Source organism: Cryobacterium sp. MDB1-18-1, from assembly GCF_004402735.1.
Taxonomy (GTDB): Bacteria; Actinomycetota; Actinomycetes; order Actinomycetales; family Microbacteriaceae; genus Cryobacterium; species Cryobacterium glucosi.
Genome location: NZ_SOFR01000029.1, coordinates 1 through 25836, shown reverse-complemented (window position 1 = coordinate 25836; position 25836 = coordinate 1). Strand labels below are relative to the sequence as shown.

Genomic DNA, 25836 nt, shown 5'->3' with positions numbered 1-25836 from the left:
TGAACCGGTTCAGCACTCCCCACTAAACCGGTTAAGGTAGCGAGTGTCAAGGGGGACCGTCGCCGGGCATCCGTGGGCGCCTTGATAGTTTGGACTCAACCGAGTCGCACGAGACGTACAGGAGCAGTCATGTTTGTGGGCATCAGCAATACACCGCGGGACTACGCGTGGGGCTCGACGACCGCGATCTCGGGGCTGCTCGGCACGACTCCGTCTGGCAAGCCGGAGGCCGAACTCTGGCTCGGGGCGCACCCGGGGTCGCCGTCGGTAATCGAGGATCCCTCGCGCACGGGCGGGGCCAGGACCCTCGTCGACTGGATCCTCGCGGACCCCGAGCGGGCTCTCGGCTCCGCGCTCGCGGAGCGGGAGACCGACGCAGGGTCGGTGCCTCCGCGGCTGCCGTTCCTGCTCAAGGTGCTCGCCGCCGCGAGCCCGCTCTCGCTGCAGGCGCATCCCACGAGTGAGCGGGCGCGCACCGGCTTCGCCCTCGAGAACGCCGCGGGCGTCCCCATCGATGCCTTCGACCGCAACTACCGCGATCAGTTCCACAAGCCCGAGATCATCTTCGCGCTGAGCGAGACCTTCGAGGCGCTCTGCGGTTTCCGCGAGCTCGGCGAGGTGCGGCGCATCGTGGGGGAATTGCGCGCCCTCGACGCCGCGTCGGAGAACCCGCAGCCCGGAGCCCTCGACGCCCTCGAGAGCCGGCTGCTCGGTGACACCGGCCTGCGGGACACCGTGGACTGGCTGCTGCGTGACGGGCGCGGCGGCGACACCGGCGAGGTCTCCTGGCTCGTCGAGCGCGTGGTCAGCCTCGCGAAGGACGCCGTGTACCTCGCGGAGGGCGGGGCCGCGATCCGGTTCCCGCTCGAGCTCGCGACCGTGCGCGACCTCGCCGTGGCGTACCCCGGCGACCCCGGCATCGTGATCTCCCTCCTGACCAACCGGGTCTCCCTGAAACGCGGAGAGGCCCTCTATCTGCCGGCCGGCAACATCCACGCCTACCTGCTCGGGCTCGGCATCGAACTCATGGCGGCGTCGGACAACGTGCTCCGCGGCGGGCTCACCCCCAAGCACATCGACGTCGACGAACTTCTCGACGTGCTCGCCTTCTCTCCGGTTCCGGTGCCCTACCTGGCCCCGATCGTGCACACGCCCGGCGTGTCCGAGTACCGGCCCGACGTGGACGACTTCGCGCTCGTGCACATCGAGGCCTCTGCGGCGGATGCTGCCGCTCCCGCCGCCGGGGTCCCGATGCGCCAGTTCACGCTCACGGGACCGGGAATCGCGCTCTGCACGGCCGGAGGCTTCCTCGTGGCCGGTGCAACGGCATCCGTCACCCTGAAGCGCGGCGAATCGGTCTACATCACCCCCGACGAGGGCACCCTCACCTTCGCGGGCGCCGGAGACGTCTTCCTCGCCACAACCCCCTAGTCCCCGCTCGCCGGTCTTTGCTCGGCGCGAGGAGCCCGGCGGTCAGCCGGCGCGGCGGGCCCCGAAGGTGCGCCGGTACGCGGTCGGGGTGGTCTGCAGCACCTTGAGGAAGTGGTGCCGCATCACGGCGGCCCCGCCGAACCCGGTGTCGCCGGCGATCTCCTCGAGGCTCCGCGTGCTCTCCTCGAGCAACTGCTGCGCCCGCAGCAGGCGCTGCCGGTTGAGCCACGCCGTCGGCGTCGTGCCGAGCTCCGCGCGGAAGCGCCGGGCGAAGGTGCGCGGCGACATCAGCGAGCGCCGGGCGAGCTCCTCGACGGGCAGCTCGCGGTCGAGGTTCTCGAGCATCCACGCGGTCACGCTCGCGAACGAGTCGCTGTCGCAGTCGACGACGGGTGCCTCGATGAACTGGCACTGGCCGCCGTCGCGCTGAGGCGGCACGACCATCCGCCTGGCGATGTTGTTGGCGACGGATGCCCCGAGCACCTTCCGCACGATGTGCAGGCACGCGTCGATGCCGGCCGCAGTACCGGCCCCGGTCACCACGCGGCGGTCCTCGACGAAGAGCACGTCGGGGTCGACCCGGGTCTGGGGGAATCGGCGCGCGAGGGCATCCGTGTACATCCAGTGCGTGGTGCTGCGCCGGCCGTCGAGGATGCCCGCCTCGCCGAGCACGAACGCGCCGCTGCAGACGCTCAGCACCCAGGCGCCCCGGGCCTCGGCGTCGCGCACGGCCTGCAGCACGGCGGGATGCACCGGTGTGCCCTTGTCGAATGCGGGAATCGCGAGCAGGTCGGCGTCGGCCGCCGCGGAGAGGTCTTCCGTCACGATGATGTCGAAGCCGAGCTTGGTGCGGATCGGCCCGGGCTCGGCGGCCGTCACGTGGAAGTCGAAGACGGGACCGCCGGTGTCGCTCCTGTCGATGCCGAAGACCTCGCAGATCACGCCGAACTCGAACGGCGCCATGTCGGGCAGGGCGATGCAGACGACCTTGTTGAGCGAGGCAGGGGCGAGCGCGGCGGGCATGCGAACCTCCGGTAACGGCATTGGCAGGAAATGGTCGAACACTGGCAAGACTGCCACTCGCGGCAGGATATCGCAATGCCTAGAGTTCCTGCCATGATGACATTCCTGGTCCTGGTTCTCGCCCTCCTCACCCTCTGGAGCGCCGTCGCGACGTTCAGCACGGTGACCCGCGACGGCTACGGCGACCCGCAGATCGCCCGGCGCACCCACGGCCCCGACGACGACTGGCCCTGACCCACACGCGCTACTTCCGCTGCTTCGCGCCTGGCACGCCTGGCGCGAAGCGGCGCAGGGGGCGCGCAGCGCCGGAATCGGCCCGAACGCTAGGCTGGCAGCACCGGCATCGCTAGGTTGCCGAGCGATCCTGCGAGGGTAAACATGGCGTGGCTTGTCACCGGCGGAGCCGGCTATATCGGATCCCACATCGTCCGCGCGTTCCTCGCCGAGGGCATCGACGTCGTCGTGGTCGACGACCTCTCGAGCGGCCACGCCGAATTCGTCCCTGAGTCCGTGCCGTTCGTTCACGGCGACCTGCTCGACGGCCCCCTTCTCCTCAACACCTTCTCCGATCACCCGATCACGGGCGTCGTGCACGTCGCCGGTTTCAAGTACGCCGGGGTCTCGGTGCAGCGCCCGCTGCACACCTATGAGCAGAACGTCACGGCCATGGCCACCCTCCTTGCTGCAATGCAGGAAGCCGACGTGAAGCGGATGGTGTTCTCCTCGAGCGCGGCCGTCTACGGCACCCCGACGACCTCGCTCGTCACCGAGGAGACCCCGAAGAGCCCGGAGTCCCCGTACGGCGAGACCAAGCTCATCGGCGAGTGGCTGCTCCGCGACCAGGCCGTCGCGGCCGGACTCAGCTACACCGCGCTCCGCTACTTCAACGTTGTCGGCTCCGGTGCTCGCGAGCTCCGCGACACGAGCCCGCACAACCTGTTCCCGATCATCTTCGACGCGCTCCTCGCCGGCCGCACCCCGCGGATCAACGGCAACGACTACGCGACCCCCGACGGCACCTGCGTGCGCGACTACATCCACGTCGCCGACCTCGCCGTCTCGCACGTCGCGGCCGCCCGACTCCTCGACGCCGGCACGGCGATCGAACCCGTCTACAACCTCGGCAGCGGCGACGGCGTCTCCGTCGGCGAGATCATGACGACGGTCGCCCGCGTGACCGGCATCGACTTCACGCCAGACATCGGTCCCCGCCGGGCCGGCGACCCCGACCGCATCGTCACGAGCGGCGCGCTCGCGGCACGCGACCTCGACTGGAAGATGCGGCACAGCCTCGAAGAAATGGTGCGCAGCGCCTGGGAATCGCGGCAGGCGGCATCCGTTTCATAGGGCTCTGGACGCATATTCGTCAAGCCCCCGGCGAGGTCACATTTTCTGTCTTTGGGCGAGTCGAAACTCTCCAGCCGACATTGAGGGTTTATTATCGGCGACTTGACGTGGGGGAATTACACGGCTGTAATTAGTGCGGACGAGTTATTAGGGCACGTATTGCAAGGGGTGGGAGACGATATGACGCAAGCCGAGTATCGTTCCGGAGTACCCGAGGACTGGTTCGTCGATCCCGTTCGCTTGGGCATTCCCGGAATTCGCAAGGACAGCACCGGACACACTCTTCCCGACGAAGGTGACGCCCTCGCCTGGCAGGCGGATTCGCTGTGCGCCCAGACCGACCCCGAGGCGTTCTTCCCCGAAAAGGGCGGCTCCACCCGGGACGCGAAGAAGATCTGCACCTCGTGCGAGGTGCGCACCCAGTGCCTGCAGTACGCGCTCGCCAACGACGAACGCTTCGGCATCTGGGGCGGTCTCTCCGAACGCGAGCGGCGCAAACTGCGCAAGCGCGCCAGCTGACGCCGTTCCCACCCACATCGGCCGCGTGAATCGGGCCGTGCATATCGGGCACGCCCGTCCAGGGGCCACCGCACAACGACGATGCAACCTAGGCTTGGCTTGATATGCATGCACGAGTCACAGCCATCCTTGTCGCCCGCAACGGCGCGAAACACCTTGAGCGCACTCTCGAGGCTCTGAGTCGGCAAACCCGTCAGCCGGATGTCGTCATCACCGTCGACTGCGGATCCAGCGACGCGACGGCCCAGCTGCTCGCCGCGCACGGTCCGACGCACTTCATCTCCGCCGACTCCGACCTGACCTTCGGGCAGGCGATCGCCGCCGCCGTGCGCGTGATGGCGCCGCCGGAATCCGACAGCGAGATGCTCTGGCTGCTCGCCCAGGACAGTGCCCCCGAACCCGGCGCGCTCGAAGCGCTGCTCGGCGAACTCGAGATCGCACCCTCCGTCGCCGTCGCCGGACCCAAGATCATGGACTGGCGCGCCCACGACTACATCCACGACGTCGGCCTGTCGATGACGCCGGGCGGGGCGACCGTGACCCTCGTCGAGAGCGAACTCGACCAGGGCCAGCACGACGGCATGAGCGACGTGCTCGCCGTCGACGCCGGCGGAATGCTCGTGCGCCACAGCGTCTGGAACCAGCTCGGCGGTTTCGACCCCGGCCTGCCGTCCGCGGACGACGCCCTCGACTTCTGCGTGCGCGTGCGCCTGTCCGGCCGTCGGGTGTCCGTCGTCGCCGCGGCGCGCGTCGCCTCGGCGGGCGACGGTGTCGCCGGGCTCAGCGGGTCCTCGCGCGGACGGGCCCGCCGCAAGCGACTCCGGGTGGCCAGGACCGCACAGCTGCACCGGCGCCTCGTCTACTCCGCGGGGTGGCTGATCCCCCTGCACTGGATCGCGCTCGTGCCCTTCGCCTTCTTCCGCTCCATCGGAGCGCTGCTGCAGAAGGAGCCCGGCGCGATTCCCGGCGAGTTCTCGGCCGCATTCCGCACCGCGTTCAGTGGCTCCCGGGTGCACAATGCCCGCCGTCGACTCGCCGAGACCCGCACGCTCGGCTGGGGGTCGATCGCGTCCCTGCGCCTGACGAATGCCGAGGTCCGCCGCAGGCACGCCCTCAAGCGCGAAGCGGTGCTCGTCGGCCTCGGCGCCGACCGGCCGGAGATCCGCTTCTTCGCGAGCGGCGGCGCCTGGACCGTGCTCGCGGCTGCGCTCGTCGGAATCATCATGTTCGCCTCCCTGCTCGGCGCGCAGAACCTCGCCGGCGGGGGACTCCTGCCGCTGTCGAGTACCCCGGCCGGGCTCTGGGCGAGCGTTGGATACGGCTGGCGCGACCTCGGCCTCGGCTTCGTCGGTGCCGCAGATCCGTTCGCCGCCGTGCTCGCCGTGCTCGGTTCGCTCACGTTCTGGGCCCCGTCGTACTCGCTCGTGCTGCTCTACTTCGTCGCCCTCCCGCTCGCGGCACTCGGCGCCTGGCTCGCGGCGACCCGCCTGACCGACCGCGGGTACCTCCGCTTCACAGCCGCAGCACTGTGGGTGCTCGCCCCGACCTTCCTCACAGCGTTCTCGGCCGGTCGCCCTGCCGCGATCCTCGCGCACCTGCTGCTGCCCTGGCTGTTCTTCGCCGGCTATTCCGCCGGCCGGTCGTGGTCCGCGTCGGCGACCGCATCCCTGCTCTTCGCCGCCGTGCTGTTCTGCGCCCCCTCGCTCACGCCCGCGCTGCTCATCCTGTGGTTGCTCTGCTCGGTCGCCAGCGGACGCGGCATCGCCCGGTTCATCGGCATCCCGCTGCCCGCCGTCGCCCTCGCGCTCCCGCTGATCCTGGACCAGGGCCTGCGCGGCTCGTGGCTCGCGCTCCTCGCCGACCCCGGGGTGCCGGTGCCCAGCACCCCCGCCCCGGACTGGCAGCTGCTGCTCGGCTTCCCGACCGGCGACTTCGGTGGCTGGAGCACGCTGCTCGGCCAGGCCCCCGCGTTGCAGGGCCTGCCGCTGTCCTGGATCATCCCGGTCCTGTTCGCCCCGCTCGCGATCCTCGCCGCACTCTCGTTGTTCCTGCCCAGCATCCGCAGCGCGAGCGTCGCGGTCCTGACCGCCCTGCTCGGCGCCGGCACCGCGATCGCCGCGACGCAGCTCAGCCTCGCGACGACGGGCGCCGCGAGCGTCAGCATCTGGCCCGGCTCCGGCCTGAGCCTCTACTGGCTCGGCCTCGTCGGCGCCGTGATCTTCGCCCTGCGCGAGTTCCGCCGCTTCGCCGTCGCCCCCGCCGTCGCCGCAACCGTCCTTCTCGCTGTCGCCGTCGTCCCGCTCGCCGGAGCACTCCCGCTCGAGCTGAGCGCCGTCCATGAGGGCAGCGACCGCACCCAGCCCGCCTTCGTGACGGCAGAAGCGCAGACGGATGCCCGGGTCGGCACCCTCGAAATCGTCCCGCAGTCCAACGGCGGCATCCTCGCCACGATCGTGCGCGGCGCGGGCACCACCCTCAACGAGCAGAGCACCCTCGTCAACACCACGACCACGCTCTCCGCGGCGGATAAGGAACTCGCCACGCTCGCGGGAAACGTGGCCTCACGCAGCGGACTGGATGCCTCGGCCGGACTGGCCGACCTCGGCATCCGCTTCGTGCTGCTGCGGCCGGCCGCCCTCACCGACACCGGCAGAGGTGCCGCGGCGGCAAGCGTCGCGGCCACGGAGACCCTCGCCAGGGCGACGACCGCGCTCGACGGCGAAGCAGCGCTCGTGCCCGTCGGGGACACCGCGTACGGGCGGCTCTGGCGCCATGACGGGCCCGCCTCCGCCGCCGGTGTCACGGCGAGCGAGGTCCCGGCCCGCGCCGGGGGAGTCTTCTCTCTCGCCGCCCTGCTTCTTGCCGCGATCACGGTCGGCTCAGCCCTGCTCCTGTCGATCCCGACCGGGGCAGGCCCCGAAGCCGTACGCCAGGCGAACCGCGACGCCATGCGCCGCTCGGCCCGCTCGGACACCCAGGACCGCAAGGCAGAGGCACGGGATCTCCACCGCGAAGAACGCAGTGCGAAGTCCGAGGCGCGGTCTGCCCGCTCCGAGGCTCGTGCCGCACTGCGGCGCAGCGTGAAGGCTGGCGCGATCGTGCCGGCCGAGGGCACCCCGGCCGCCCAGGCGATCGAGTCTGCTGAAGCCGCCGAAGCCGCCGAGGCCGCGGAGGCCGGCGAGCTCGCCGCCGCTGTCGAAGTCGCGCACGCCGCGGAACGGGAGCGCTCCTCCGACCTCGCCCTCACTTCGGGCCACGGCCACGAGACCGAGGACGACCCTGCCGACGTGACCGCGGGCGAGATTGCCGAGCAGGTCGCCCCCAGCACTGCTCCGCCCAAAGAACCGGCAGCGTCACCCCGCGAGGAGAAGGCGACGGACCCCGTCGAGCCTGCCGACCGTCCGAGTGGACAGGAGGACCCGAACAATGCCAGGTAAGCGCGCCATCGCCCGGACCGGTGCCCGGTTCCTCATCGCCTTCGGCGTGCTCGGCGTCGCCGGCGTGCTCGGAGCGGCCGCCGTCGTCGTGCCCTGGCCAGCCTTCGGCACCGCCCCGGCCTATCTCGCCGTCGCGCCGGTCCCGAGCGAGCAGGTCCGGGTCTGCCCGGGTCCGCTGTTCACCCTCGCAGAGGACTCGACGCAGGCGAAGTCCGCGAGCTCGCTCGGGCGCCCGGACACCGCATCCGGCGCCTGGGCTCCCGCCACGACCGCATCCAAGGCCGCGGTCCCCGCGGGCGCATGGAGCGCACCGTCAGCGAGCCTGCTCAGTGCCGTCGACAACCGCAAGACCACGGACGGCGCCCCCGTCAAGCTCAACATCCCCGTCGCGAAGGGCGCGTCCACGGCACCGCTCGTGGCCGGCAGCCAGTCCCAGTCCGTCGCGGCGGAGGCCGTCCTCGGCGGCCTCGCCGTCGCGGCCTGCGGCGAGGCCACCGGCGAATCCTGGCTCGTCGGCGGGTCGACGGATGTCGGCCGCACGACCCTCGTGCTGCTCAGCAACCCGACAACGGTCGTTGCAACCGTCGACCTCGACGTCTTCGGCGAATCGGGCCGGGTTACCGCGCCGGGCTCGACAGGGATCCTCGTCCAGCCCGGCGCCCAGCGCGTCGTCTCGCTCGCCGGCCTCGCTCCGAACCTCCGCTCTCCCGTCGTGCACGTGACGACCCACGGCGGCCAGGTCGTGGCCACCCTGCAGCAGAGCATCGTGCGCGGCCTCGCGACCGGCGGGGTCGACCTGCTCGGGACATCCGTCGACCCGAGCCTCGAGCAGAGCATCGCCGGCCTGCGCATCGAGAACCTTCCAGCAGACGACGCCGGAAGCGACGCGGGAGGGGTCGCGAGTGACACACCCTCTGTGCGTCTGCTCGCCCCCGGTGATACGGCTGCGACCGTGCAGATCGGCGTGATGAGCGAGGGAGGCCAGGCCGCGGGTACCTCCGTCGAGGTCACCCTCCAGCCCGGACTCGCGACCGACGTGCCGCTCTCCGGCCTCGCCGTCGGCAGCTATTCGCTCACCGTCTCGAGCGACCAGCCCGTCGTGGCCTCTGCCCTCGGCTCGGCGACCGGCACCAACGGCCGTGACTTCGCCTGGTTCGCATCCTCCGCCGCGCTCACCGGCGACTTCGCCGTCGTCACGGCGCCGGGACCCTCGCCGCTGCTCAACCTGCTGAATCAGGGCGCCAAGGACGTGACCTATACGGCGACCGCCGAGAACGGTGCGTCCGGCAGCGTGACGGTCGCGGCCGGTGCGGCCGGAGCGCTGCCGCTCTTCGCGTCGACGCGGTACATCGTGTCGGGCGGCTCCGAGACGGTGTCGTCGGTCGGCTATGCGGATGCCGGCATGGTCGCCTCTTTCCCGGTGCGCCCGCCGGGCCCGCTCGCCGAGTCGATCCGCGTCTACACGCACTGACGGCTGCACGCACTGACGGCTGCACGCACTGACGTCTTCACGCACTGACGTCTACACGCACTGACCGGTACCTTTCCGGTCGAGAGTGACCCGCGTACCGGGAACTTTCGACCGGAAAGGTGACGGGGTCGGCGCTGCCCGGACGGAGTTCAGCACACGTCGGCGCGGGATGCAAGACTGGACACCCCGCCCGCCGAACGAGGAGCACAGAGTGACCGAGCAGACTCCCGCGCAACCACTCGCACATGCCCCGGTGGAGATCGCGGTGATCGGCGGATCCGGACTGTACCGGCTCTTCGATGCCGGCACCGTCACCTCGATCGCCGTCGACACCCCGTACGGGCCGACCTCTGCGCCGATCACGGTCGGCGAGCGCGCCGGACGTCGGGTCGCATTCCTGCCCCGGCATGGAGCGGGGCACACCGAGGCGCCGCATCGGATCAACTACCGCGCCAATATCTGGGCGCTCGCCTCCCTCGGCGTCCGCGCGATCATCTCATCCTCCGCCGTCGGCGGCGTCAGCCCTGAGTACCCGCCGGGGCTCCTCGTCGTCACCGACCAGTTCATCGACCGCACGAGCGGCCGCGCCGACACCTTCTTCGACGAAGGCGTCGTCGCGCACCTCGCCGCTGCCGACCCCTTCGACCCGGTGCTCCGACGCACCGCGGTAGCCGCCCTGAACGCACTCGGCGAGCGGTTCGCGCCCACAGGGACCGTCGTCGTGATCCAGGGCCCCCGGTTCTCCACCCGGGCGGAGTCGCTCTGGTTCCGTGCGGCCGGCGCCCACATCGTCAACATGACCCAGTACCCCGAGGTCGTCCTCGCATCCGAACTGGGCATCGGAACGGTCAACCTCTCCTTCGTCACCGATGCGGACGCCGGACTCGCCCCCGCCGAACCCGGCGCGGACGCGGCGGCATCCGCTCTCGAGGCGCACCTGCCCGAGACAGCCCTGCCCGGGACTACCGAGACGGATGCCGTCACGGCCGAGCTCGTCTTCTCTCGGCTGGCCGCGGCGCAGCCCCGGATCCTCGCGGCCATCGACGGCATCCTCCGCGGCATTCCCGCCAGGTACGCCCCGCGGCCCCTGATCGATCCCGAGCTGGTCCGGACCGTGCTCGACCGGCCCGTGCGACCGGTCCGGCCCGGGCAGCCCACCCGGCTCTCGACCGAGACGGCAACGGACGCCGAAACGGAGCCCGGCACTGTGCCGACGCCGGATCCCCGGCCGTCCCCTGGCCCTCCTCCGGTTCCGCATCCCGTTCCCGTGCCCGCGCCGACGACCGAACCCGGGCCCGCCCGGTGAGCCCCCGGCTGCTCGTCACGGGCGGCGCCGGGTTCATCGGCGGCGTCATCGTGAGCCAGGCGCTCGGGCGCGGCTGGAACGTGCGCGTGCTCGACTCTCTGCGCCCCGACGTGCACGGCGGCTTGCCGTCGATCGACGCGCGGGTCGACCTCCTCGTCGGCGACACGACGGACCCGGCGACGGTCGACCTCGCCCTCTCCGGAGTCGACGCGGTCTGCCACCAGGCCGCGAAGGTCGGGCTCGGCGTCGCCTTCTCCGACGCGCCGGACTATGTCCGCAGCAACGAGGTCGGCACTGCCGTGCTCCTCGCGGGCATGACCACCGCGGGCATCGACCGGCTCGTGCTCGCCTCCTCCATGGTCGTCTACGGCGAGGGCAGCTACCGCGGCCCGCACGGCTTCACCCGGCCCGGCCCGCGCCAGGAGGCCGACCTCGCCGCCGGCCGGTTCGACCCGCTCGACCCGGAAACCGGAGAGCCCCTCGAACCGCTGCTCGTCACCGAGGACGACCCGCTCGACCCCCGCAACGTCTACGCCTCGAGCAAGCTCGGCCAGGAGTACCTCGCGAGCAGCTGGGCCCGCTCGACGGGCGGGCGCGCGCTCGCCCTCCGGTACCACAACGTCTACGGGCCGGGGATGCCGCAGAACACGCCGTACGCCGGGGTCGCGTCCCTGTTCCGGTCGGCCCTCGAACGCGGAGAGGCACCGCGCGTCTTCGAGGATGGCAGGCAGCGCCGCGACTTCGTGCACGTCGCCGACGTCGCATCCGCCAACCTGGCCGCCCTCGAGCACACCGCGGACGCCCCCGCCGCCCTGTTCCGGGCGTTCAACGTGGGCTCGGGGGTCGTACACTCGATCGGGGACATGGCCGGGGCGCTCAGCCGCGCGGCCGACGGCCCCGACCCCGTCACGACGGGGGAGTACCGGCTCGGTGACGTGCGGCACATCACCGCGTCCTCCGAGCGGCTGCGCACCGAGCTCGGCTGGATGCCCGCCGTCACCTTCGCGGACGGCATGCGCGCCTTCGCGACCGCTCCGCTCCGGGCTGCCGTCCGCCGCTGACGCGTTCCGGAGGGGGTCCCTGCCGGGACGGCAACAGGAACGAGAGCGCGACTCCGAGCCCGGTGAAGCCGACGGCCCACCAGAACGCCTGGTCGAAGGCCGTGGCGAGGTCGGCGCCGCCCACGACCCGGGCGTGCAGGATCACTGCGAGCACGGCGACCCCGAAGGACCCGCCGACCTGGGTCGCGATCCGGGTGATGACGCTCGCGTGCGGGACCTCGGCCCGTTCGAGCCCGACAAACCCGCCTGCCATCAGGGGGATCGTGACCGCCCCGAGTCCGAAACCGCGCACGAGCAACGCGGCCATCAGCATCCACTCGTTCGTCGACGCGGTCGCGACGGCGAACGGGAGCGTTCCGACGCCGACGATCGCGAAGCCGGCCACGGAGACCCAACGGGCACCGAACCGGTCGGTGAGACGACCGGCGGACGACCGGCTGAGGAAGGTCCCCACGCCCTGCGAGATGAGGAGCAGGCCGGCGCCGAGTGGGTCGAAGCCGCGCACCTCCTGCCAGTACAGCGGAAGCAGGAGCATGGCGCCGTAGAGCGAGACGCCGGTCAGGAACAGCAGGGCGGAGGAGGTCGCGAGGGGGCGGTGCGTCAGGAGGCGCACGTCGATGAGGGCTGTGCCCGGGCGCCGGATCGCCCAGGCGACGAATCCTGTGAGGAGGGCAGCGCCGAAGATCAGAGGCAAGACGACGTCGGCACGGCCAAATCCGCCGTCCTTGGCGCCGTTGGAGAGGCCGAAGAGTAGCCAGACGATGCTGGGCGAGAGCAGCAGGAGGCCGACGACGTCGAGCCGCACCGGCCTGGCGGGCTCATCCTTCGGGAGCAGGAGCGTGGCGAGGATGAGCCCGACCACGCAGAACGGGACGTTCACCCAGAACAGCCAGCGCCAGTCGAGGGTGTTCAGGATCAGGCCGCCGAGGACGGGACCGAGAATCGGGCCGAGCACAGCGGGCAGGCTCAGCGTCGCCATCACCCGGCCGAGGTTCCGGCCCTGGGCGGCCTGGATCACGAGGGTCGACGACAGCGGCAGGAGTGCGCCGCCGCCGAGGCCCTGCACTATGCGGGAGGCGATCAGGCTCTGCGGGTCCCCGGCGAGGCTGCACAGGACGGACGCGACCAGGAAGAGCGACAGGGCCGCGATCCAGAGGCGCTTCCCACCGATCCGGCTCTGCGCCCAGCCGACAAGCGGGATGGCGACGCCGAGGGCGAGCAGGTAGCCCGTCGTCACCCATTGGATGACGTCGACGGTCGTGTTCAGCTCCGTCGCGAGCGTGCGGAGGGCGATACTGACGATCGTGGTGTCGAACACCACCGCGAGCGCCCCGACGACAACGGCGATCGCGGTCCGCCGCAGGACCGGATCCAACGTCTCCATCTCAGCCATGGCTCCTCATAAGGTACAGTGTGTATCGAATGATTCGAAGCATAGACGAGGAGTTTAGGATACGCAATGTCTCTTAGTGGCCAGGATGACGCCCGCACGCGCCGCCGCGGACCCGCGCTCGAGGGCGCCCTGCTCGACGCGGCGTGGGCCGAGCTGACCGAGCGTGGCTACGAGAGTTTCACGATCGACGCCGTCGCCACCCGCGCAGGGACGAGCCGCGCCGTGCTTTACCGGCGCTGGCCGGGCAAGCCGGAGCTGGCCCGCGCGGCCATCGTTCACGTCGTTGCGCAGGACCCGATCGAGGTGAAGGACACCGGAAGCCTGCGCGGGGACGTGATCGCGCTCCTCCGGCAAGCGAACGAGCGCCGCGTCCGGATCGCGACGCAGCTTGTCGTGTCCCTCGCCGACTACTACCGCGCCACCGGGACGAGCCTGGCCGACCTCCGGGAATCGATCTCCGGTGGCCAGGGCCCGATCATGGACGGCGTGATCGCCCGGGCACTCGAGCGCGGCGAGATCGATGCCTCGAGGCTGACCCCGAGGATCAGGAACCTTCCCGTCGACCTGTTCCGGCACGAGGTCCTGATGACGCACTCCGCCGTGCCGGAGGAGACCATCCTGGAGATCGTCGACACGATCTTCCTCCCGCTCGTGCTGGCCTAGACGGCGACCGCGCGCCGCGGCAGCAACACGTCGAAACGGCATCCGTTCGGCACGTTCTGCACGATCACCTCGCCCTGGTGCGCTGTGACGATGCCCTGCACGATGGCGAGGCCGAGTCCAGCCCCGCCGGGGGTGCGCGGCTCGCTCGCCCGCCAGCCGGCCTCGAACACCCGGTCGATGTCCTGTTCCGGGATGCCGCCTGCCGCGTCCTCGACGGAGATCACGGCCCCGCCGTCCCCCCGTTCGCGCACCGACACCGTGATCGGGCTCCCGGACGGCGAATGCTGGATCGCATTCATCACGAGGTTCCCGACAACGCGGGACAGTTCGCGCGGATCGGCAAGGACCGTCAGCCCCGTCTCGCCGGCGAATCGCAGGTCGAGGGACTTCGCGTGCGCTACGGGTCCGAAGCCCGCGACGGTGTCACTGATCAGGTCGTAGAGCGCGACCGGCTCGAGCGCGAGGCGCAGCGTCCCTGAATGGATCCGCGACAGTTCGAAGAGGTCGTCGACCATCCCGCTCAACCGGTCGACCTGGTCGCGCATCCGCGGGTAATACCGGGCGGGGTCCTCGACCATCCCGTCCTCGAGCGCCTCCGCCATGGCGCGGATGCCGGCGAGCGGCGTCCGCAGGTCGTGCGAGATCCACGCGATCAGTTCGCGCCGGGATTCCTCCACGCGTCGTTCGCGAGCCCGGGACTCGGCGAGGCGGGCCCCCGTCGCGGCGAGTTCCCCGGCGAGGTCGCTGAACTCGGTCGTGCTGTGCCGCGGGGCGGCGGCGTCGCCGTCGGCCGCGACCGATTCGCCGCGGCCGAGGCGTTCGGCCGCGCTGCGCAGGTGCCTGCTGTCGCGCACGAGGGTGCGTCCGAGAAGCGCGGCCATCACGAGCGACACGAGCCCGGCGACTGCGGCGACCGAGTAGAAGACGCCGAGGTCGTGGGTCGAGACGTACATCTGGGTGGCGACCGCCGACATCCCCCCGACGACGGAGACGATCGCCGCGAGGGCGACGAGCATGAGCTGGACCACGAACGAGGACCGCTTCATCATCCGCAGCGCGAGCAGGCCGAGCGCGCCGGTGACGACCGCGCACGCAAGGGCGTTGAGCGCGACGATGACGAGCACCTCGGTCGTCACGAGATCGTCCGGTCTTCTGCGGTCGCGGAATCCGGTGCGCCGCGGGTTCCCGACGGGCCGAGCGGGACAGGGTCGAACCGGTAGCCGACGCCCCACACCGTCTGCAACAGCAGCGGATGCGCCGGGTCGGCCTCGATCTTCTCCCGCAGCCTCCGCACATGCACGGTCACGGTCGAGAGGTCGCCGAATTCCCACCCCCACACCGAGCGGAGCAGGTCCTCCCGGCCGAGGACCGTGTGCGGGTGCCGGAGCAGGTAGGAGAGCAGGTCGAACTCGCGCACCGTGAGCACGAGCGGCGTTCCGTGCAGGCGCAGCTCGTGTGCGGCGGTGTCGAGGGTGAAGTCGCCGATCGCGAGCGGCACGGTCGGCAGGCCCGATGCCCCGCCCGCGCCCTGCCCGGCCGATTGCGCGGCAGCCTGGGCTGCGGCCTGGCCGGTGCGCCGCAACACGGCCTGCACCCGCAGCACGAGCTCGCGCGGCGAGAACGGTTTGGCGAGGTAGTCGTCCGCACCGGCCTCGAGGCCGTCGATGCGGTCGTCCTCCTGGTTGAGGGCGGTGAGCATGATCACGGGGATGGCCCAGGTGCTGCGCACCCGGCGGCACACCTCGATCCCGTCCAGGAGCGGAAGCATCCGGTCGAGGACAACGAGGTGCGGCCGCTTCTCCTCGGCGAGGCGGAGCGCGCTCAGCCCGTCCGGGGCCTCATCGACCAGGAACCCGGCGGCGCGGAGGTACCGGCAGACGATCTCGAGCACGGTCGGGTCGTCGTCGACCACGAGGATGCGCCGTTCCTCAGGGGGAGCGGGGGGAACCGGGGCGGTGGGAGTGGAAGGGGCTGTCACGGTCTCAGGATACGGTGGCCCCGGCCGGCCGGAAACGCCGCGGGGCTGCTCCCGGTGTTCTTCCTCAGTCCGTAATGTTCTCGGCCCTGTTCCGGGTCGGCGCCCCTTTAGGGTCGGAAGATGACTCCGATCCAGGTCGACCTCGTGCTCCCGTGCCTCAACGAGGCCGGCGCCCTGCCGTGGGTGCTGTCGCGCCTGCCGGAGGGCTACCGGGCGATCGTCGTCGACAACGGGTCGACCGACGGCTCGGCCGAGATCGCCGCAGCGGCGGGCGCCCTCGTCGTGCACGAGGAGCGCCGCGGCTTCGGCGCCGCCGCCCACGCGGGGCTCCTTGCCGCGACCGCCCCGATCGTAGCGTTCTGCGACGCCGACGCGTCGATGGACCCGGCCGAACTTCCGCGCATCGTCGGCCCGATCCTCGCCGGAGACGCCGACCTCGTGCTCGGCCGCCGCCGTCCCACGACCCGCGGATCCTGGCCACTGCACGCCCGCCTGGCCAATTCCAGTCTTTCCTGGCGCCTGCGCCGAATAACCGGTGTGAACATACATGACCTCGGCCCCATGCGGGCCGCCCGGCGCCCGGCGCTGCTGTCCCTCGACCTCCAGGACCGACGCAGCGGCTACCCGCTCGAGATGTTCCTCCGTGCGTCCGACGCGGGATGGAGCATCCGCGAGGTCGACTCCTCCTATTCGCCGCGGGTCGGGCGCAGCAAAGTGACCGGAACGATCCGCGGCACCGTGACCGCGATCGGCGACATGTCCGCCCTGCTGCGCGAGGCCCGGAAATGACGGCCCTCGTCGTGATCGCCAAAGAGTGCCTGCCCGGCCGGGTCAAGACCCGCCTGCACCCGGCGCTCTCCTTCGAGCAGGCCGCCGAGCTCGCCGCCGCGAGCCTCGACGACACCCTGACCGCAGCGCTCGCCCTCCCGGCCTCGCGCCGCATCCTCGCCTTCGACGGGGTCACCCCGCCGCGCCTGGCCGCTGAGTTCGAGATCCTGCCCCAGGTCGCCGGCGGTCTCGACGAGCGCCTCGCCGCCATCTTCGACGGGCTCGACGAACCGACCGTCCTGATCGGCATGGACACCCCGCAGGTGACCACCGAGCTGCTCGCGCCGGTCTTCACCGACTGGCCAGACGACACGGATGCCTGGCTCGGCCTCGCGGACGACGGCGGCTTCTGGGCGCTCGCGCTCGCCGAGCCGCGCGGAGGGTCGAGCCGCGGTCACTCCCGGAACGGTCACTCCCGGCGCGGGGACCTGATTCGCGGCGTCGCGATGTCGATGGACGACACCGGGGCCCGGCAGCTCGATCGCTTGGAGGAGGCGGGCCTCCGGGTGCGGCACCTGCCCGTGCTCACCGATGTCGACACGATCGCAGATGCGCACTCCGTCGCCGCCACGGTTCCGAATGGGCGCTTCGCACGTACCCTCGCCGCACTGCTCCCCGGCGCTACGGCCGCCCGCACGGACGCCCGCCCCGCCGATCGCGACGCGACCGGCGCTGTCGCCACCGGAATTCCGGTGCGCGCATGAATGCGCAGGCCGCCCGCATCCTCGAATGGGACATCCTCGAACCCGATCGCCTCGATCGCGTCCCCGGCGAGCGGACATCCGCCCTCGACCTCGCCCCCGCGACCTTCGGCGCCGGCGGGGCGGAACCCTATGCGGCCGCGCTGCGCAACGCCGACAACGTTCTCTACCTCCGCCGTTCCCGGGACGGCGGCCTCATCGCCGCCGCGACCATGGACGCCGCCCGGTGGAGCGCCGACGCCGACGACACCGACCAGCTCCTGCTCGACGGCCTGACCGGTCCTGTCCTCGACATCGGCTGCGGCCCTGGTCGGATGGTGCGTGCCGCGATGGACCGCGGCCTGTCCGCGCTTGGAATCGACGTTTCGCCGACCGCCGTACGGATCGCCGTCGACGCCGGCCTCAGCGTGCTCAAGCGCAGCGTCTTCGACCCGATGCCGCTCGAGGGCGGCTGGGCGGGCGCGCTCCTCGTCGACGGGAACATCGGCATCGGCGGCGACGTGACCGCGCTCCTGACCCGCTGCGCCGAACTTCTCGCGCCCCGGGGCGCGCTCCTCGTCGAGGTCAGCCACGACCCGGCGCGCAATGAACGCTACGAGGGCCGGCTCGAGGATGCCTCCGGCCTCCTCAGCGACGTCTTCCCCTGGGCGGAGGTCGGCGTCGACGCCCTCGCCGGCCATGCCGCCGACGCGGGGCTCCGGGTCGCGCACGACTGGCGCCTGGATGGCCGCTGGTTCGCCCGCCTCCTCCACGCCTGAGTCCCCGCGCTCGCCCCGCGCCCGCAACCGGGCATTCGCCCGTCGTCTCGATCGGCGTGAAGTCGGAGTTTTTCGCGACACGCCGTCACCTCCGGCAGCGGATGACGTGTGTCGCGAATTTCTCCGACCTTACGGTTCTCGCGCGACGCGGGTCAGCGCAGCCGGCGCCGGCCCCGCGCGTAGAGGCCGAACGACACGGCCGCGGTGACGACGGCGACAGCTGCCCAGAACACGGCGAAGTTCACGCCGTAGTCGAGGGGCAACACCGTCGGGTTGCCGGTGCCGCGCGACTGCGCGATCAGCAACGGCACCACGATCAGGCTCATGACGGAGCCGACCACAATCGCCCCCTGCACGACGAGGATGACCGTTCCGCTGATTCGGTGCCCGGCCCGGCGCAGCAGGATCCCGCAGAAGAACACGAGCGGCGAGATCACCCCGTCGTGCAACACGATCGCCGCGCCCATCCACAGGGCGATACCGGGAATCCGCGCGGGCTTCACGCTGTCGAACAGTACATAGGCGCCCCAGGCGAGACCAGCGAGGCCGAGCGTGATCAGCACGATCCGCGTGACGCGGAGGGCCGGCCCCAGTTCGCCCGATCCGGATGCTTCGACGCTTCGGTTTCCTGCAGTGCGTGCGGTACTCATACGTCCATCGCCTCGATCCGGCTCAGCCATTTGGTTTGCAGCACCCCGGGCCGCCCGGGGGCGATCATCCGGGCCGGGTAACCGTGCTCGAGGTCGAGGGTCTCCCCGTTGAGCTCGAGAGCGACGAGAGTGAGCTGGTCGCGCACGTACTCCGACCCCATCGTGGTCTGGCGGTACGCGCCCTTCTTCTCGAGGCTGGTCAGGCGAAAGGATGCCGCGGCATCCGCCGACACCAGATCGGCCAGATCGCTCAGGCGAACCCCGCGCCACCGCGCCAGCTGGCTCCAGCCCTCGACGCAGGCGATCGGCAGATCGACCTCGGTCTGGGGCATGGCGAGGAGTTCGGACCGGCTGAAGCTGCGCTCCACCCCGGCGTGCGCCACCGTCAGTACCCAGCCGGCCGCGAGGGCATCCGCGGCCACGTCCGCCTGCTTCGAGGTGCGATTGACCGGCACCCCCTGTTGACCGACGCCCTTCTTCCGCGGTGCGAAGGCATTGACCGCGTCGAGCGGGGCGACCGTCTGCCCGGCGGTCAGCACGACGACCGTGCCGACGCTCACCCCGACCGTGGTGAGGAAGCCGCGCCGACTGAGGCGCGTGTGAGCCGTGCGCGCTGCTTCTTCCGCGTCGGCCGTGTCGTCCCGGGAAGCTGAGGCGGATCCTGTGTCGAGCCCTGACGGCGCGCGTGCCGCAGTGGCGTCCGCCCGAAGGTCCGGTGTCGCGTCGATCCAGGCGAGCAGCCGGCCGGTGACCCCGGTCGGCCGGCTCGAGCCGAACAGGCGAACGGCCTCCGGCGTCGCCGTGCGGTCGCGGGCGACGGCATCCGTCAGGTGGTCGTCGTCGCCGGAGCCATCGTCGGCCTCTTTGCGCCAGACCCGGGCAATGATCGGCAGCTTGATGCCGATGTGCAGGGCGAGCGATCCGATCAGCACCCAGCCGAGCGCGAAGTGCGTCTCCCGGAACGGGAACGGCCACGGGTACCACTGGTAGGTGTTGAGCAGGCCGATCGTGATCTGCACGAGCGAGGCGCCCACGAACAGGGCGATCGACGCGCGTTCGAGGAAATTGAGGAACGATTTCACCGGCGGCTGCTGGAACAGGTCGGGGAAGACGATGAACAGCTTCGCGAGCAGCAGCGGGAAGCAGGCGATGCCCGCGATGATGTGGGTGCCCTGGGTGAACTGGTAGAGCAGCTCCGGCCGGGTCGCGAAGTGCATGCCCGGCAGCGGCTCCTGCAGAAAGTGGCTGTACAGCCCGGTGCCGAAGCACAGCACGAAGGCGAGCCCGAGCAGTCGACCGATCACGGTCGCCATCCGCGGGTTTCGCACGGGGGAGGCCAGTGCTCGCTGGGCTTCGTACATCACTTGGCGCATGTTCCATTGCACCATCCAGCGGATGCCCGCGGGCGGGTCTACACCTTACGGTTCCGTGACGGGGCGGGTCCGTTCGGCTCTCCGAACCGGGATTCGGCGGCGCTCGCCGCGGAACTCCGACAGGATGGCCTCGTGCGCATTACGATCATCTCCCTCCTCCTGGCCGCGAGTGCGACGCTGACCGGGTACTGCGTGCTGGTCTTCTCGCTCTTCCAACCGACGCGGGACACGGTCCCCCTCCTGGTCTGCACCGGGGTGCTCTGGGCGCTGTTCGCAGCGGCCGTCTTCCTGCTGCGGCGGGTCCGGGGGCGCGCCGTGGTGGTGCTCGTGCTCGCCGGGTCGCTCGGCATCGGGGTCGCGGCGATGATCGGGCCGCCGAACACGAGCACGGACTCGGCACGGTATGCCTGGGACGGCATCGTGCAGAACGCCGGCATCTCGCCGTACGCCTACGTCCCGGCCGACGACCGGCTCGACTCCCTTCGCCCGGAGTGGTTGTTCCCGGCGACGGTGCCGTCGGGCACGGTCCCGGAGACCTGCCAGGGCCGGCGCATCGTGGTGACGCACAAGACTGCCTCGGACGCCGTGCTCTGCACCGCGCTCAACCGGCCGACCGTCCCGACGATCTACCCGCCGGCGGCGGAGCTCTACTTTGCGGGCATCCGCTTCCTGGTGCCGCCGACGGCGACATACTGGCCGCTGCAACTCGGCGGGCTGGTGCTCAGCCTCGGAACGACCGTGCTCCTTCTCGCCGGGATGCGGCGCCGCGGCATCGACCCGCGGTACGCCGCGTACTGGGCGTGGTGCCCGCTCGTGGCCTCAGAGGCGATCACGAATTCGCACGTCGACCTGCTCGGCGTGGTGTTCACCCTCGCCGCGGCGCTTCTCGTCACCCGGGCGCGGTATTGGCGGGGCGGCATCGCCCTCGGGATCGCGATCGCCGTGAAGCTCGTCCCCGTGATCGCGGCCCCGGCGATGCTCCGCAGGCAGGGCTGGAAGGTCGGCCTCGCCGCGGTCGTCACGTTCTTCGCGCTCTACGTGCCGTACGTTCTCACGACCGGGATCGGCGTGCTCGGCTACCTGCCCGGCTATCTCAGCGAGGAGGGCTACGACAACGGCAAACGCTTTGCGCTCGTCTCGCTCGTGGCCCCCGGCGGTGCCGCGGTCTTCGTTGCCGGCGGCCTGCTCGTGATCATTGCGGCGCTCGTGTTCTGGAAGACCGATCCCGATCGGCCCTGGCTCGGCCAGCTCGTGATGATCGGCAGCACCCTGCTCATCCTGAGCCCGCGGTACCCGTGGTACGCGCTGCTGCTGCTGCCGTTCGTGGCGCTCAGCGGTCGCTGGGAGTGGCTCGCCATCCCGCTCGCGCTCACACTGCGGCAGATCCTGCCTTCGCTCGAGCTGACCTGGGCGATCACGGCTGCGCTCGTCATCGTTCTCGCCGGGTCGGCCGTCCGGCTCGACCCAGCCGTGCGGGCGCGGATGCTCGGTGCGCCCCTCCGCGCCGTGCGCTTCCTGCGCCCCCCGCGCTGAGCATCCGCCAGCGCACCCCGCCCCCGAAACGGTCCGGTTAACGCCGAATTGCGGACAGAGCACCTTCGTCGTGTCGACGAAGGTGCTCTGTCCGCAATTCAACCGGGCCGGTCGGGCCCGCTTCGAGCGGTGTTACTTGGTGGCGACGGTGATCTTCGCGATGCCGACGAGGAGCTGGTCCTTGACGGCGTCGGTTCCGAAGGTCTTGTTGAGCAGGCCGGCGGCGACGGACGAGATGTGCACGGTCGTGCCCTCGAGGATCGCGTTGTCGCCGTCCATCTGCAGCGGCTTCAGGGTTCCGCCGTAGAGGTCGAACAGGAGGACCTGGGTGGCGGCGGAGGTGCCGTTGACCGACACGTCACCGAAGAGCTTCGAGGTGCCGGGGTCGATCGTGAAGTTGGTCAGTTCGACGACGGTCGAGCCGGCCGTGAGCGAGAAGCCGGAACCCTCGTGCTTGATCGAACCCTGGACGAACGGGCGGTAGCTCTGTGCGGGGTCGTAGTAGTCCACGTTTCCGCCGGTGATCGGGAAGTGCAGGCTGCCATCGGTGAGGGTGGCGGTGCCGACGGTGCCGGGGGTCAGGCCGAGGCTCGTGAGCGCCGCGGCGAAGTCGCCGTCGAGGAGAACGGCCGTGTCGACGCCCTTGAGGGAGGGGATCGAGGCGACGGGCGTCGGAGCGGACGAGGAGGTTGCGGAGGGAGTCGACGCCGCGGAGCCTGCGGTCGCGGTGCTGGAGCAGGCGGCGAGGCCTCCGAGGAGGAGGGCTGCTGCGGCGAAGCTGATGGTTGCCTTCTGGAAAGTGCGCATGATGTGATCCTTCGTGTCTGTGGGGGAAGTGGTTGTCTGTGGTGCTGACAATGGTTCGGCCCCGACACGGAATCGGTTTGGAATTACTTTTTGGGCGGCATCCGCTCACCCGCATTCACTGTGAGAAGTGGTGCTGTTAGAAGTGCCGGAAGCGATCGGGCGCGAGGTCCCAGGGATCCTTGCCGAGCAGCTCGGCGATCGCGCGGAAGACGCAGCTCTCGATCACCATGCGGCGGTGCAGGTCGTCATTGCGGTGCAGCCGGGTGAGGCGCTGGATCGGCAGCCGGTAGAACACGATGCGCCGCTCGGCGGCGTGAACGGCCCAGCGTTCGACGCCGACGCCCGGAACGACAGAATAGGGGCCTGCCGCGACCTCGAAGGCCACGTCGGCGAGCTGGTCCGGCCAGACCGAACGCAGGTAGTCGACGGTCGAGGCGACGGTCATGTCGAACAGGTCGATCCGGGTGTTCAGCGGCGGCAGGAACGGCCCCGTCGCCGAGCTGCGGATGCCGCGCCCGTGCCGATCGCGCCCGCTTCCGCGCTGCATCGGCGCGGGCGGCGGCGCGGCAGATCGACGGGATCGGGACATGCCTTCATCTTACTTCTGGCGCCGACGCGGGTAGCCTGAACGGTAATGTCATTCCGCCCTTGCTCCCGCGTCGCCTGTCCGGACGAGTCCGTCGCGACGCTCACCTTCGACTACGGCGACTCCATGGCCGTGCTCGGCCCGCTTTCGATCGAGCGTGAACCGCACGCCTTCGACCTCTGCGACCGGCACGCCCGCCTGACAAGCGTCCCGCACGGCTGGCAGCTCATCCGGCTCAGCACGATGGGCGCGATGAGCGAAGCGGACACCCCGGGCGGCCCCGACGCCTGAACCCCGGGCGGGCGAGGGCGAACCCCGGCCGTGGGACACACCCAGCCGGGGCGGCGCAGGGAATGGCATGATGGTCGCATGACTGTCGCCTCGTCCCCTGTATCCACCGCGCCCTCGCTCGCGCCCATCTTCAAGATCGCCGACCCGCAGCTCGCCGAGGCGGGCCGGCACCAGTTGCGTCTCGCCGAGAACGAGATGCCCGGCCTGATGGCCCTCCGCGCCGAATTCGGCGAATCGAAGCCGCTCACCGGCGCACGCATCGCAGGGTCCCTGCACATGACCGTGCAGACCGCCGTCCTCATCGAGACCCTCGTGGCCCTCGGCGCGCAGGTGCGCTGGGCGAGCTGCAACATCTTCTCCACCCAGGACGACGCCGCCGCGGCCATCGCGGTCGGCCCGACCGGGACCCCGGAGAACCCGGCCGGCGTTCCCGTCTTCGCCTGGAAGGGTGAATCGCTCGAGGACTACTGGTGGTGCACCCAGCAGATCTTCGACTGGAGCATCGAGGCCGCGGCGGCGGGGGAGACCTGGGCCGGACCGAACATGATCCTCGACGACGGCGGCGACGCCACGATGCTCGTGCACAAGGGCCGCGAATTCGAACTTGCCGGCGCCGTCCCCGAGGCGACCGCGTCCGACAGCCATGAGTACCGGGTGGTACTGGACGTCCTCCGTCACTCGCTCGCGGAATCTTCCAACCGCTGGACCGAGATCGCCGCCGGTCTCGCCGGCGTGACCGAGGAGACCACGACGGGCGTCCACCGCCTGTACGAACTGGCCAGCGCCCACGAACTGCTCTTCCCCGCGATCAATGTGAACGACTCGGTGACGAAGTCGAAGTTCGACAATAAGTACGGCATCCGCCACTCCCTGCCCGACGGGCTCAACCGGGCGACCGACGTGCTCATCGGAGGCAAGGTCGTCTTCGTCGCCGGATACGGCGACGTGGGCAAGGGTGCGGCCGAGGCCCTGCGCGGCCAGGGCGCTCGCGTGATCGTAAGCGAGATCGACCCGATCAACGCCCTGCAGGCCGCGATGGACGGCTTCCAGGTCGCCCGGCTGGAGTCGGTCGTCGAGCAGGTCGACATCTTCGTGAGCGGCACCGGCAACTTCAACGTCATCCGCACCGAGCACATGCTCAAGATGAAGCACCTCGCGATCATCGCGAACGTCGGCCACTTCGACAACGAGATCGACATGGCCGCGCTCGAGACCCTCGAAGGCGCCGTACGGGTGGAGATCAAGCCGCAGGTCGACGAGTGGCACCTGCCGAGCGGGCGCAGCATCCTCGTGCTCTCCGAGGGGCGCCTGATGAACCTCGGCAACGCGACCGGACACCCCTCCTTCGTGATGAGCAACTCCTTCACGAACCAGGTGCTCGCCCAGATCGAGCTGTACTGCTACCCGGAGAAGTACCCGGTCGGCGTGTACGTGCTGCCGAAGCACCTCGACGAGAAGGTCGCCCGGCTGCACCTCGACGCCCTCGGCGTCGAACTCACCGTGCTGAGCCCCGAGCAGTCCGCCTACATCGGCGTGCCCATCGACGGCCCATACAAGGTCGACCAGTACCGCTACTGACCCGCACGCCGTGTTTCAGAGCGCCCGCATCCACCGCTCCTGCGGCGGTTGCGGGCGCTCTGTCGTATCCGCCGGCGTCCCCGCCCGCCGCCCGCCCGCAGTCGGGTGGGCTTCTTTCGTGCCGCGAGAGCGCACTTTTGGCCCTTAAACCGCGGGTTTAAGGGCCAAATGTGTACTCTCGCGGATGCTCGTGGGCGGGCATCGGGGGCGTGACACGCCCGGGGTGGTCCGGGTTTTGACGGGGGTGGTGGGGGCACGTAATGTCTTCATGTACCCCAAAGGTGCGGAAAAGCCGCAGTGCTTTCCGGCCTCACGTGGGACCACAGTTTTTATCTTCTTCGCCTTGTTTGTCCCCTTTGCTGGGGTAACCGGTGTGGGAGGTCTAGGCTGGTAACTCTCCTTCCTTTCGGTTGCTTGTCGGGTCGGTGTTCGGTGTTTCTAGTTCGCTTTGGCGTGCTCGGAGGGCGGGATTCACCGGATTTGACAGGGACTGATCGGATCGGTAAGTTAGACAAGTTGCCTCGGAGCGACAGCCACTAAGCCGGTTACGGTGTGGCCTGAAGCCGGGTGCGTCCGATCCTTGAGAACTCAACAGCGTGCACAATGTCAAATGCCAAAAACCTCGTGGTTTGGATCCGTTTCTAGCGGTGAAGGGCCAGGAGATTCCTTTGGAAAACATTTATAACAACAAAGCAAGTCAGTAATGATTTGTTCTGTCAGTTTCAAACTTGTGTCTGGTCCGCCCATTCCGGCGGTCAGTCACACTAGATGTGCCGGGGCTTTCGGGTCTTGTGCAATCAAACATTTACGGAGAGTTTGATCCTGGCTCAGGACGAACGCTGGCGGCGTGCTTAACACATGCAAGTCGAACGATGATGGAGAGCTTGCTCTTCGGATTAGTGGCGAACGGGTGAGTAACACGTGAGCAATCTGCCCTTGACTCTGGGATAAGCGTTGGAAACGACGTCTAATACCGGATACGACCTTGGAAGGCATCTTCTTTGGTGGAAAGAATTTTGGTCAGGGATGAGCTCGCGGCCTATCAGCTAGTTGGTGAGGTAATGGCTCACCAAGGCGACGACGGGTAGCCGGCCTGAGAGGG

The 25836-nt window shown here is 70.1% G+C and carries 23 protein-coding genes and 1 rRNA gene; 16 read left to right on the top strand and 8 right to left on the bottom strand.

The window, feature by feature from the left end; all coding sequences use genetic code 11:
- Positions 1-129 precede the first annotated feature (129 nt).
- Positions 130-1431, top strand: a complete 1302-nt coding sequence (gene manA, locus E3O50_RS07585; RefSeq protein ID WP_134449032.1) for a mannose-6-phosphate isomerase, class I — start codon at positions 130-132, stop codon at positions 1429-1431.
- Between the two features lie 42 nt (positions 1432-1473).
- On the opposite strand, the gene E3O50_RS07580 is transcribed toward manA, so the two are convergent.
- A complete protein-coding gene (locus E3O50_RS07580) occupies positions 1474-2454 on the bottom strand; it encodes a helix-turn-helix domain-containing protein (protein ID WP_134449031.1) in 981 nt (326 codons plus the stop codon).
- A 93-nt stretch (positions 2455-2547) separates the two neighbouring features.
- Here E3O50_RS07580 and E3O50_RS19095 point away from each other — a divergent pair, with 93 nt between their 5' ends.
- The 7 genes from E3O50_RS19095 (at position 2548) to E3O50_RS07550 (ending at position 11595) form a co-directional block, all read left to right on the top strand.
- On the top strand, positions 2548-2688 hold the full coding sequence (locus E3O50_RS19095; protein WP_166787366.1) for a hypothetical protein: 141 nt from the start codon (positions 2548-2550) through the stop codon (positions 2686-2688).
- 144 nt (positions 2689-2832) lie between these two features.
- Complete coding sequence (gene galE, locus E3O50_RS07575) at positions 2833-3801, top strand: UDP-glucose 4-epimerase GalE (protein WP_134449030.1); 969 nt, start codon at positions 2833-2835, stop codon at positions 3799-3801.
- Between the two features lie 180 nt (positions 3802-3981).
- Positions 3982-4320 carry a WhiB family transcriptional regulator gene (locus tag E3O50_RS07570; protein WP_134449029.1) on the top strand — a complete coding sequence of 113 codons (339 nt, stop codon included), beginning with the start codon at positions 3982-3984 and terminating at the stop codon, positions 4318-4320.
- 104 nt (positions 4321-4424) lie between these two features.
- Entirely contained in the window at positions 4425-7757 is a 3333-nt protein-coding gene (locus E3O50_RS07565) for a glycosyltransferase (RefSeq protein ID WP_134560441.1), read from the top strand.
- Positions 7747-9228 (top strand): DUF5719 family protein, encoded by a 1482-nt coding sequence (locus E3O50_RS07560; RefSeq protein WP_134560439.1) that lies wholly within the window; start codon positions 7747-7749, stop codon positions 9226-9228. Before E3O50_RS07565 ends, E3O50_RS07560 begins: the two co-directional genes overlap by 11 nt.
- Positions 9229-9439: 211 nt before the next feature.
- The gene (locus E3O50_RS07555; protein WP_241975480.1) at positions 9440-10534 is read left to right on the top strand and encodes an MTAP family purine nucleoside phosphorylase; all 1095 of its coding nucleotides are present in this window, start codon (positions 9440-9442) and stop codon (positions 10532-10534) included.
- Positions 10531-11595: an NAD-dependent epimerase/dehydratase family protein gene (locus tag E3O50_RS07550; protein ID WP_134560435.1), complete on the top strand. Its 1065-nt coding sequence runs from the start codon at positions 10531-10533 to the stop codon at positions 11593-11595. The genes E3O50_RS07555 and E3O50_RS07550 overlap by 4 nt, the downstream gene beginning before the upstream one ends.
- Here E3O50_RS07550 and E3O50_RS07545 read toward each other — a convergent pair.
- Positions 11531-12988, bottom strand: a complete 1458-nt coding sequence (locus E3O50_RS07545) for an MDR family MFS transporter (RefSeq protein WP_134449024.1) — start codon at positions 12986-12988, stop codon at positions 11531-11533. The two genes, E3O50_RS07550 and E3O50_RS07545, sit on opposite strands and share 65 nt — an antisense overlap.
- A gap of 66 nt (positions 12989-13054) precedes the next feature.
- On the opposite strand from E3O50_RS07545, the gene E3O50_RS07540 reads away from it, so the two are divergent.
- Positions 13055-13651 carry a TetR/AcrR family transcriptional regulator gene (locus E3O50_RS07540; protein ID WP_134449023.1) on the top strand — a complete coding sequence of 199 codons (597 nt, stop codon included), beginning with the start codon at positions 13055-13057 and terminating at the stop codon, positions 13649-13651.
- Here E3O50_RS07540 and E3O50_RS07535 read toward each other — a convergent pair.
- Both E3O50_RS07535 and E3O50_RS07530 read right to left on the bottom strand, forming a co-directional pair.
- Positions 13648-14787 (bottom strand): HAMP domain-containing sensor histidine kinase, encoded by a 1140-nt coding sequence (locus tag E3O50_RS07535; protein WP_134449022.1) that lies wholly within the window; start codon positions 14785-14787, stop codon positions 13648-13650. The two genes, E3O50_RS07540 and E3O50_RS07535, sit on opposite strands and share 4 nt — an antisense overlap.
- Positions 14784-15629, bottom strand: a complete 846-nt coding sequence (locus E3O50_RS07530) for a response regulator transcription factor (protein ID WP_198413662.1) — start codon at positions 15627-15629, stop codon at positions 14784-14786. Before E3O50_RS07530 ends, E3O50_RS07535 begins: the two co-directional genes overlap by 4 nt.
- 120 nt (positions 15630-15749) lie before the next feature.
- On the opposite strand from E3O50_RS07530, the gene E3O50_RS07525 reads away from it, so the two are divergent.
- The 3 genes from E3O50_RS07525 to E3O50_RS07515 are packed head-to-tail and all read left to right on the top strand — an operon-like array spanning position 15750 to position 17916.
- Positions 15750-16418, top strand: coding sequence for a glycosyltransferase family 2 protein (locus E3O50_RS07525; RefSeq protein ID WP_134449021.1), 669 nt, complete (start codon positions 15750-15752; stop codon positions 16416-16418).
- Positions 16415-17161, top strand: a complete 747-nt coding sequence (locus E3O50_RS07520) for a DUF2064 domain-containing protein (protein WP_134449020.1) — start codon at positions 16415-16417, stop codon at positions 17159-17161. Before E3O50_RS07525 ends, E3O50_RS07520 begins: the two co-directional genes overlap by 4 nt.
- On the top strand, positions 17158-17916 hold the full coding sequence (locus tag E3O50_RS07515) for a methyltransferase domain-containing protein (protein WP_134449019.1): 759 nt from the start codon (positions 17158-17160) through the stop codon (positions 17914-17916). The genes E3O50_RS07520 and E3O50_RS07515 overlap by 4 nt, the downstream gene beginning before the upstream one ends.
- Before the next feature lie 152 nt (positions 17917-18068).
- Here the strand turns inward: E3O50_RS07515 and E3O50_RS07510 are convergent, their stop codons facing one another.
- Positions 18069-18566: a hypothetical protein gene (locus tag E3O50_RS07510; RefSeq protein ID WP_134449018.1), complete on the bottom strand. Its 498-nt coding sequence runs from the start codon at positions 18564-18566 to the stop codon at positions 18069-18071.
- A complete protein-coding gene (locus E3O50_RS07505) occupies positions 18563-19927 on the bottom strand; it encodes a molybdopterin-dependent oxidoreductase (RefSeq protein ID WP_241975482.1) in 1365 nt (454 codons plus the stop codon). Before E3O50_RS07505 ends, E3O50_RS07510 begins: the two co-directional genes overlap by 4 nt.
- A gap of 144 nt (positions 19928-20071) precedes the next feature.
- Between E3O50_RS07505 and E3O50_RS07500 the strand changes: the two genes are divergently transcribed.
- Entirely contained in the window at positions 20072-21472 is a 1401-nt protein-coding gene (locus tag E3O50_RS07500; RefSeq protein ID WP_134449016.1) for a glycosyltransferase family 87 protein, read from the top strand.
- 132 nt (positions 21473-21604) lie between these two features.
- Here the strand turns inward: E3O50_RS07500 and E3O50_RS07495 are convergent, their stop codons facing one another.
- Both E3O50_RS07495 and E3O50_RS07490 read right to left on the bottom strand, forming a co-directional pair.
- Positions 21605-22279 (bottom strand): hypothetical protein, encoded by a 675-nt coding sequence (locus E3O50_RS07495; protein WP_134449015.1) that lies wholly within the window; start codon positions 22277-22279, stop codon positions 21605-21607.
- A 136-nt stretch (positions 22280-22415) separates the two neighbouring features.
- The gene (locus E3O50_RS07490; protein ID WP_134449014.1) at positions 22416-22868 is read right to left on the bottom strand and encodes a metallopeptidase family protein; all 453 of its coding nucleotides are present in this window, start codon (positions 22866-22868) and stop codon (positions 22416-22418) included.
- Positions 22869-22913: 45 nt separating this feature from the next.
- Between E3O50_RS07490 and E3O50_RS07485 the strand changes: the two genes are divergently transcribed.
- From E3O50_RS07485 to E3O50_RS07475, 3 genes are all read left to right on the top strand, one after another.
- Complete coding sequence (locus tag E3O50_RS07485) at positions 22914-23156, top strand: DUF3499 family protein (RefSeq protein ID WP_134449013.1); 243 nt, start codon at positions 22914-22916, stop codon at positions 23154-23156.
- Positions 23157-23234: 78 nt separating this feature from the next.
- Complete coding sequence (ahcY, locus tag E3O50_RS07480) at positions 23235-24734, top strand: adenosylhomocysteinase (protein WP_134449012.1); 1500 nt, start codon at positions 23235-23237, stop codon at positions 24732-24734.
- Positions 24735-25538: 804 nt separating this feature from the next.
- Positions 25539-25836: ribosomal RNA gene (locus E3O50_RS07475) — 16S ribosomal RNA — on the top strand; the annotation flags it as partial.

Bases quoted from the DNA above. Each gene is read 5' to 3' on its own strand.
- manA (WP_134449032.1), top strand. From the start codon at position 130: ATGTTTGTGGGCATCAGCAATACACCGCGGGACTACGCGTGGGGCTCG.
- E3O50_RS07580 (WP_134449031.1), bottom strand. From the start codon at position 2,454: ATGCCCGCCGCGCTCGCCCCTGCCTCGCTCAACAAGGTCGTCTGCATC.
- E3O50_RS19095 (WP_166787366.1), top strand. From the start codon at position 2,548: ATGATGACATTCCTGGTCCTGGTTCTCGCCCTCCTCACCCTCTGGAGC.
- galE (WP_134449030.1), top strand. From the start codon at position 2,833: ATGGCGTGGCTTGTCACCGGCGGAGCCGGCTATATCGGATCCCACATC.
- E3O50_RS07570 (WP_134449029.1), top strand. From the start codon at position 3,982: ATGACGCAAGCCGAGTATCGTTCCGGAGTACCCGAGGACTGGTTCGTC.
- E3O50_RS07565 (WP_134560441.1), top strand. From the start codon at position 4,425: ATGCATGCACGAGTCACAGCCATCCTTGTCGCCCGCAACGGCGCGAAA.
- E3O50_RS07560 (WP_134560439.1), top strand. From the start codon at position 7,747: ATGCCAGGTAAGCGCGCCATCGCCCGGACCGGTGCCCGGTTCCTCATC.
- E3O50_RS07545 (WP_134449024.1), bottom strand. From the start codon at position 12,988: ATGGCTGAGATGGAGACGTTGGATCCGGTCCTGCGGCGGACCGCGATC.
- E3O50_RS07540 (WP_134449023.1), top strand. From the start codon at position 13,055: ATGTCTCTTAGTGGCCAGGATGACGCCCGCACGCGCCGCCGCGGACCC.
- E3O50_RS07525 (WP_134449021.1), top strand. From the start codon at position 15,750: ATGACTCCGATCCAGGTCGACCTCGTGCTCCCGTGCCTCAACGAGGCC.
- E3O50_RS07520 (WP_134449020.1), top strand. From the start codon at position 16,415: ATGACGGCCCTCGTCGTGATCGCCAAAGAGTGCCTGCCCGGCCGGGTC.
- E3O50_RS07515 (WP_134449019.1), top strand. From the start codon at position 17,158: ATGAATGCGCAGGCCGCCCGCATCCTCGAATGGGACATCCTCGAACCC.
- E3O50_RS07510 (WP_134449018.1), bottom strand. From the start codon at position 18,566: ATGAGTACCGCACGCACTGCAGGAAACCGAAGCGTCGAAGCATCCGGA.
- E3O50_RS07505 (WP_241975482.1), bottom strand. From the start codon at position 19,927: ATGTACGAAGCCCAGCGAGCACTGGCCTCCCCCGTGCGAAACCCGCGG.
- E3O50_RS07495 (WP_134449015.1), bottom strand. From the start codon at position 22,279: ATGCGCACTTTCCAGAAGGCAACCATCAGCTTCGCCGCAGCAGCCCTC.
- E3O50_RS07490 (WP_134449014.1), bottom strand. From the start codon at position 22,868: ATGTCCCGATCCCGTCGATCTGCCGCGCCGCCGCCCGCGCCGATGCAG.
- E3O50_RS07485 (WP_134449013.1), top strand. From the start codon at position 22,914: ATGTCATTCCGCCCTTGCTCCCGCGTCGCCTGTCCGGACGAGTCCGTC.
- ahcY (WP_134449012.1), top strand. From the start codon at position 23,235: ATGACTGTCGCCTCGTCCCCTGTATCCACCGCGCCCTCGCTCGCGCCC.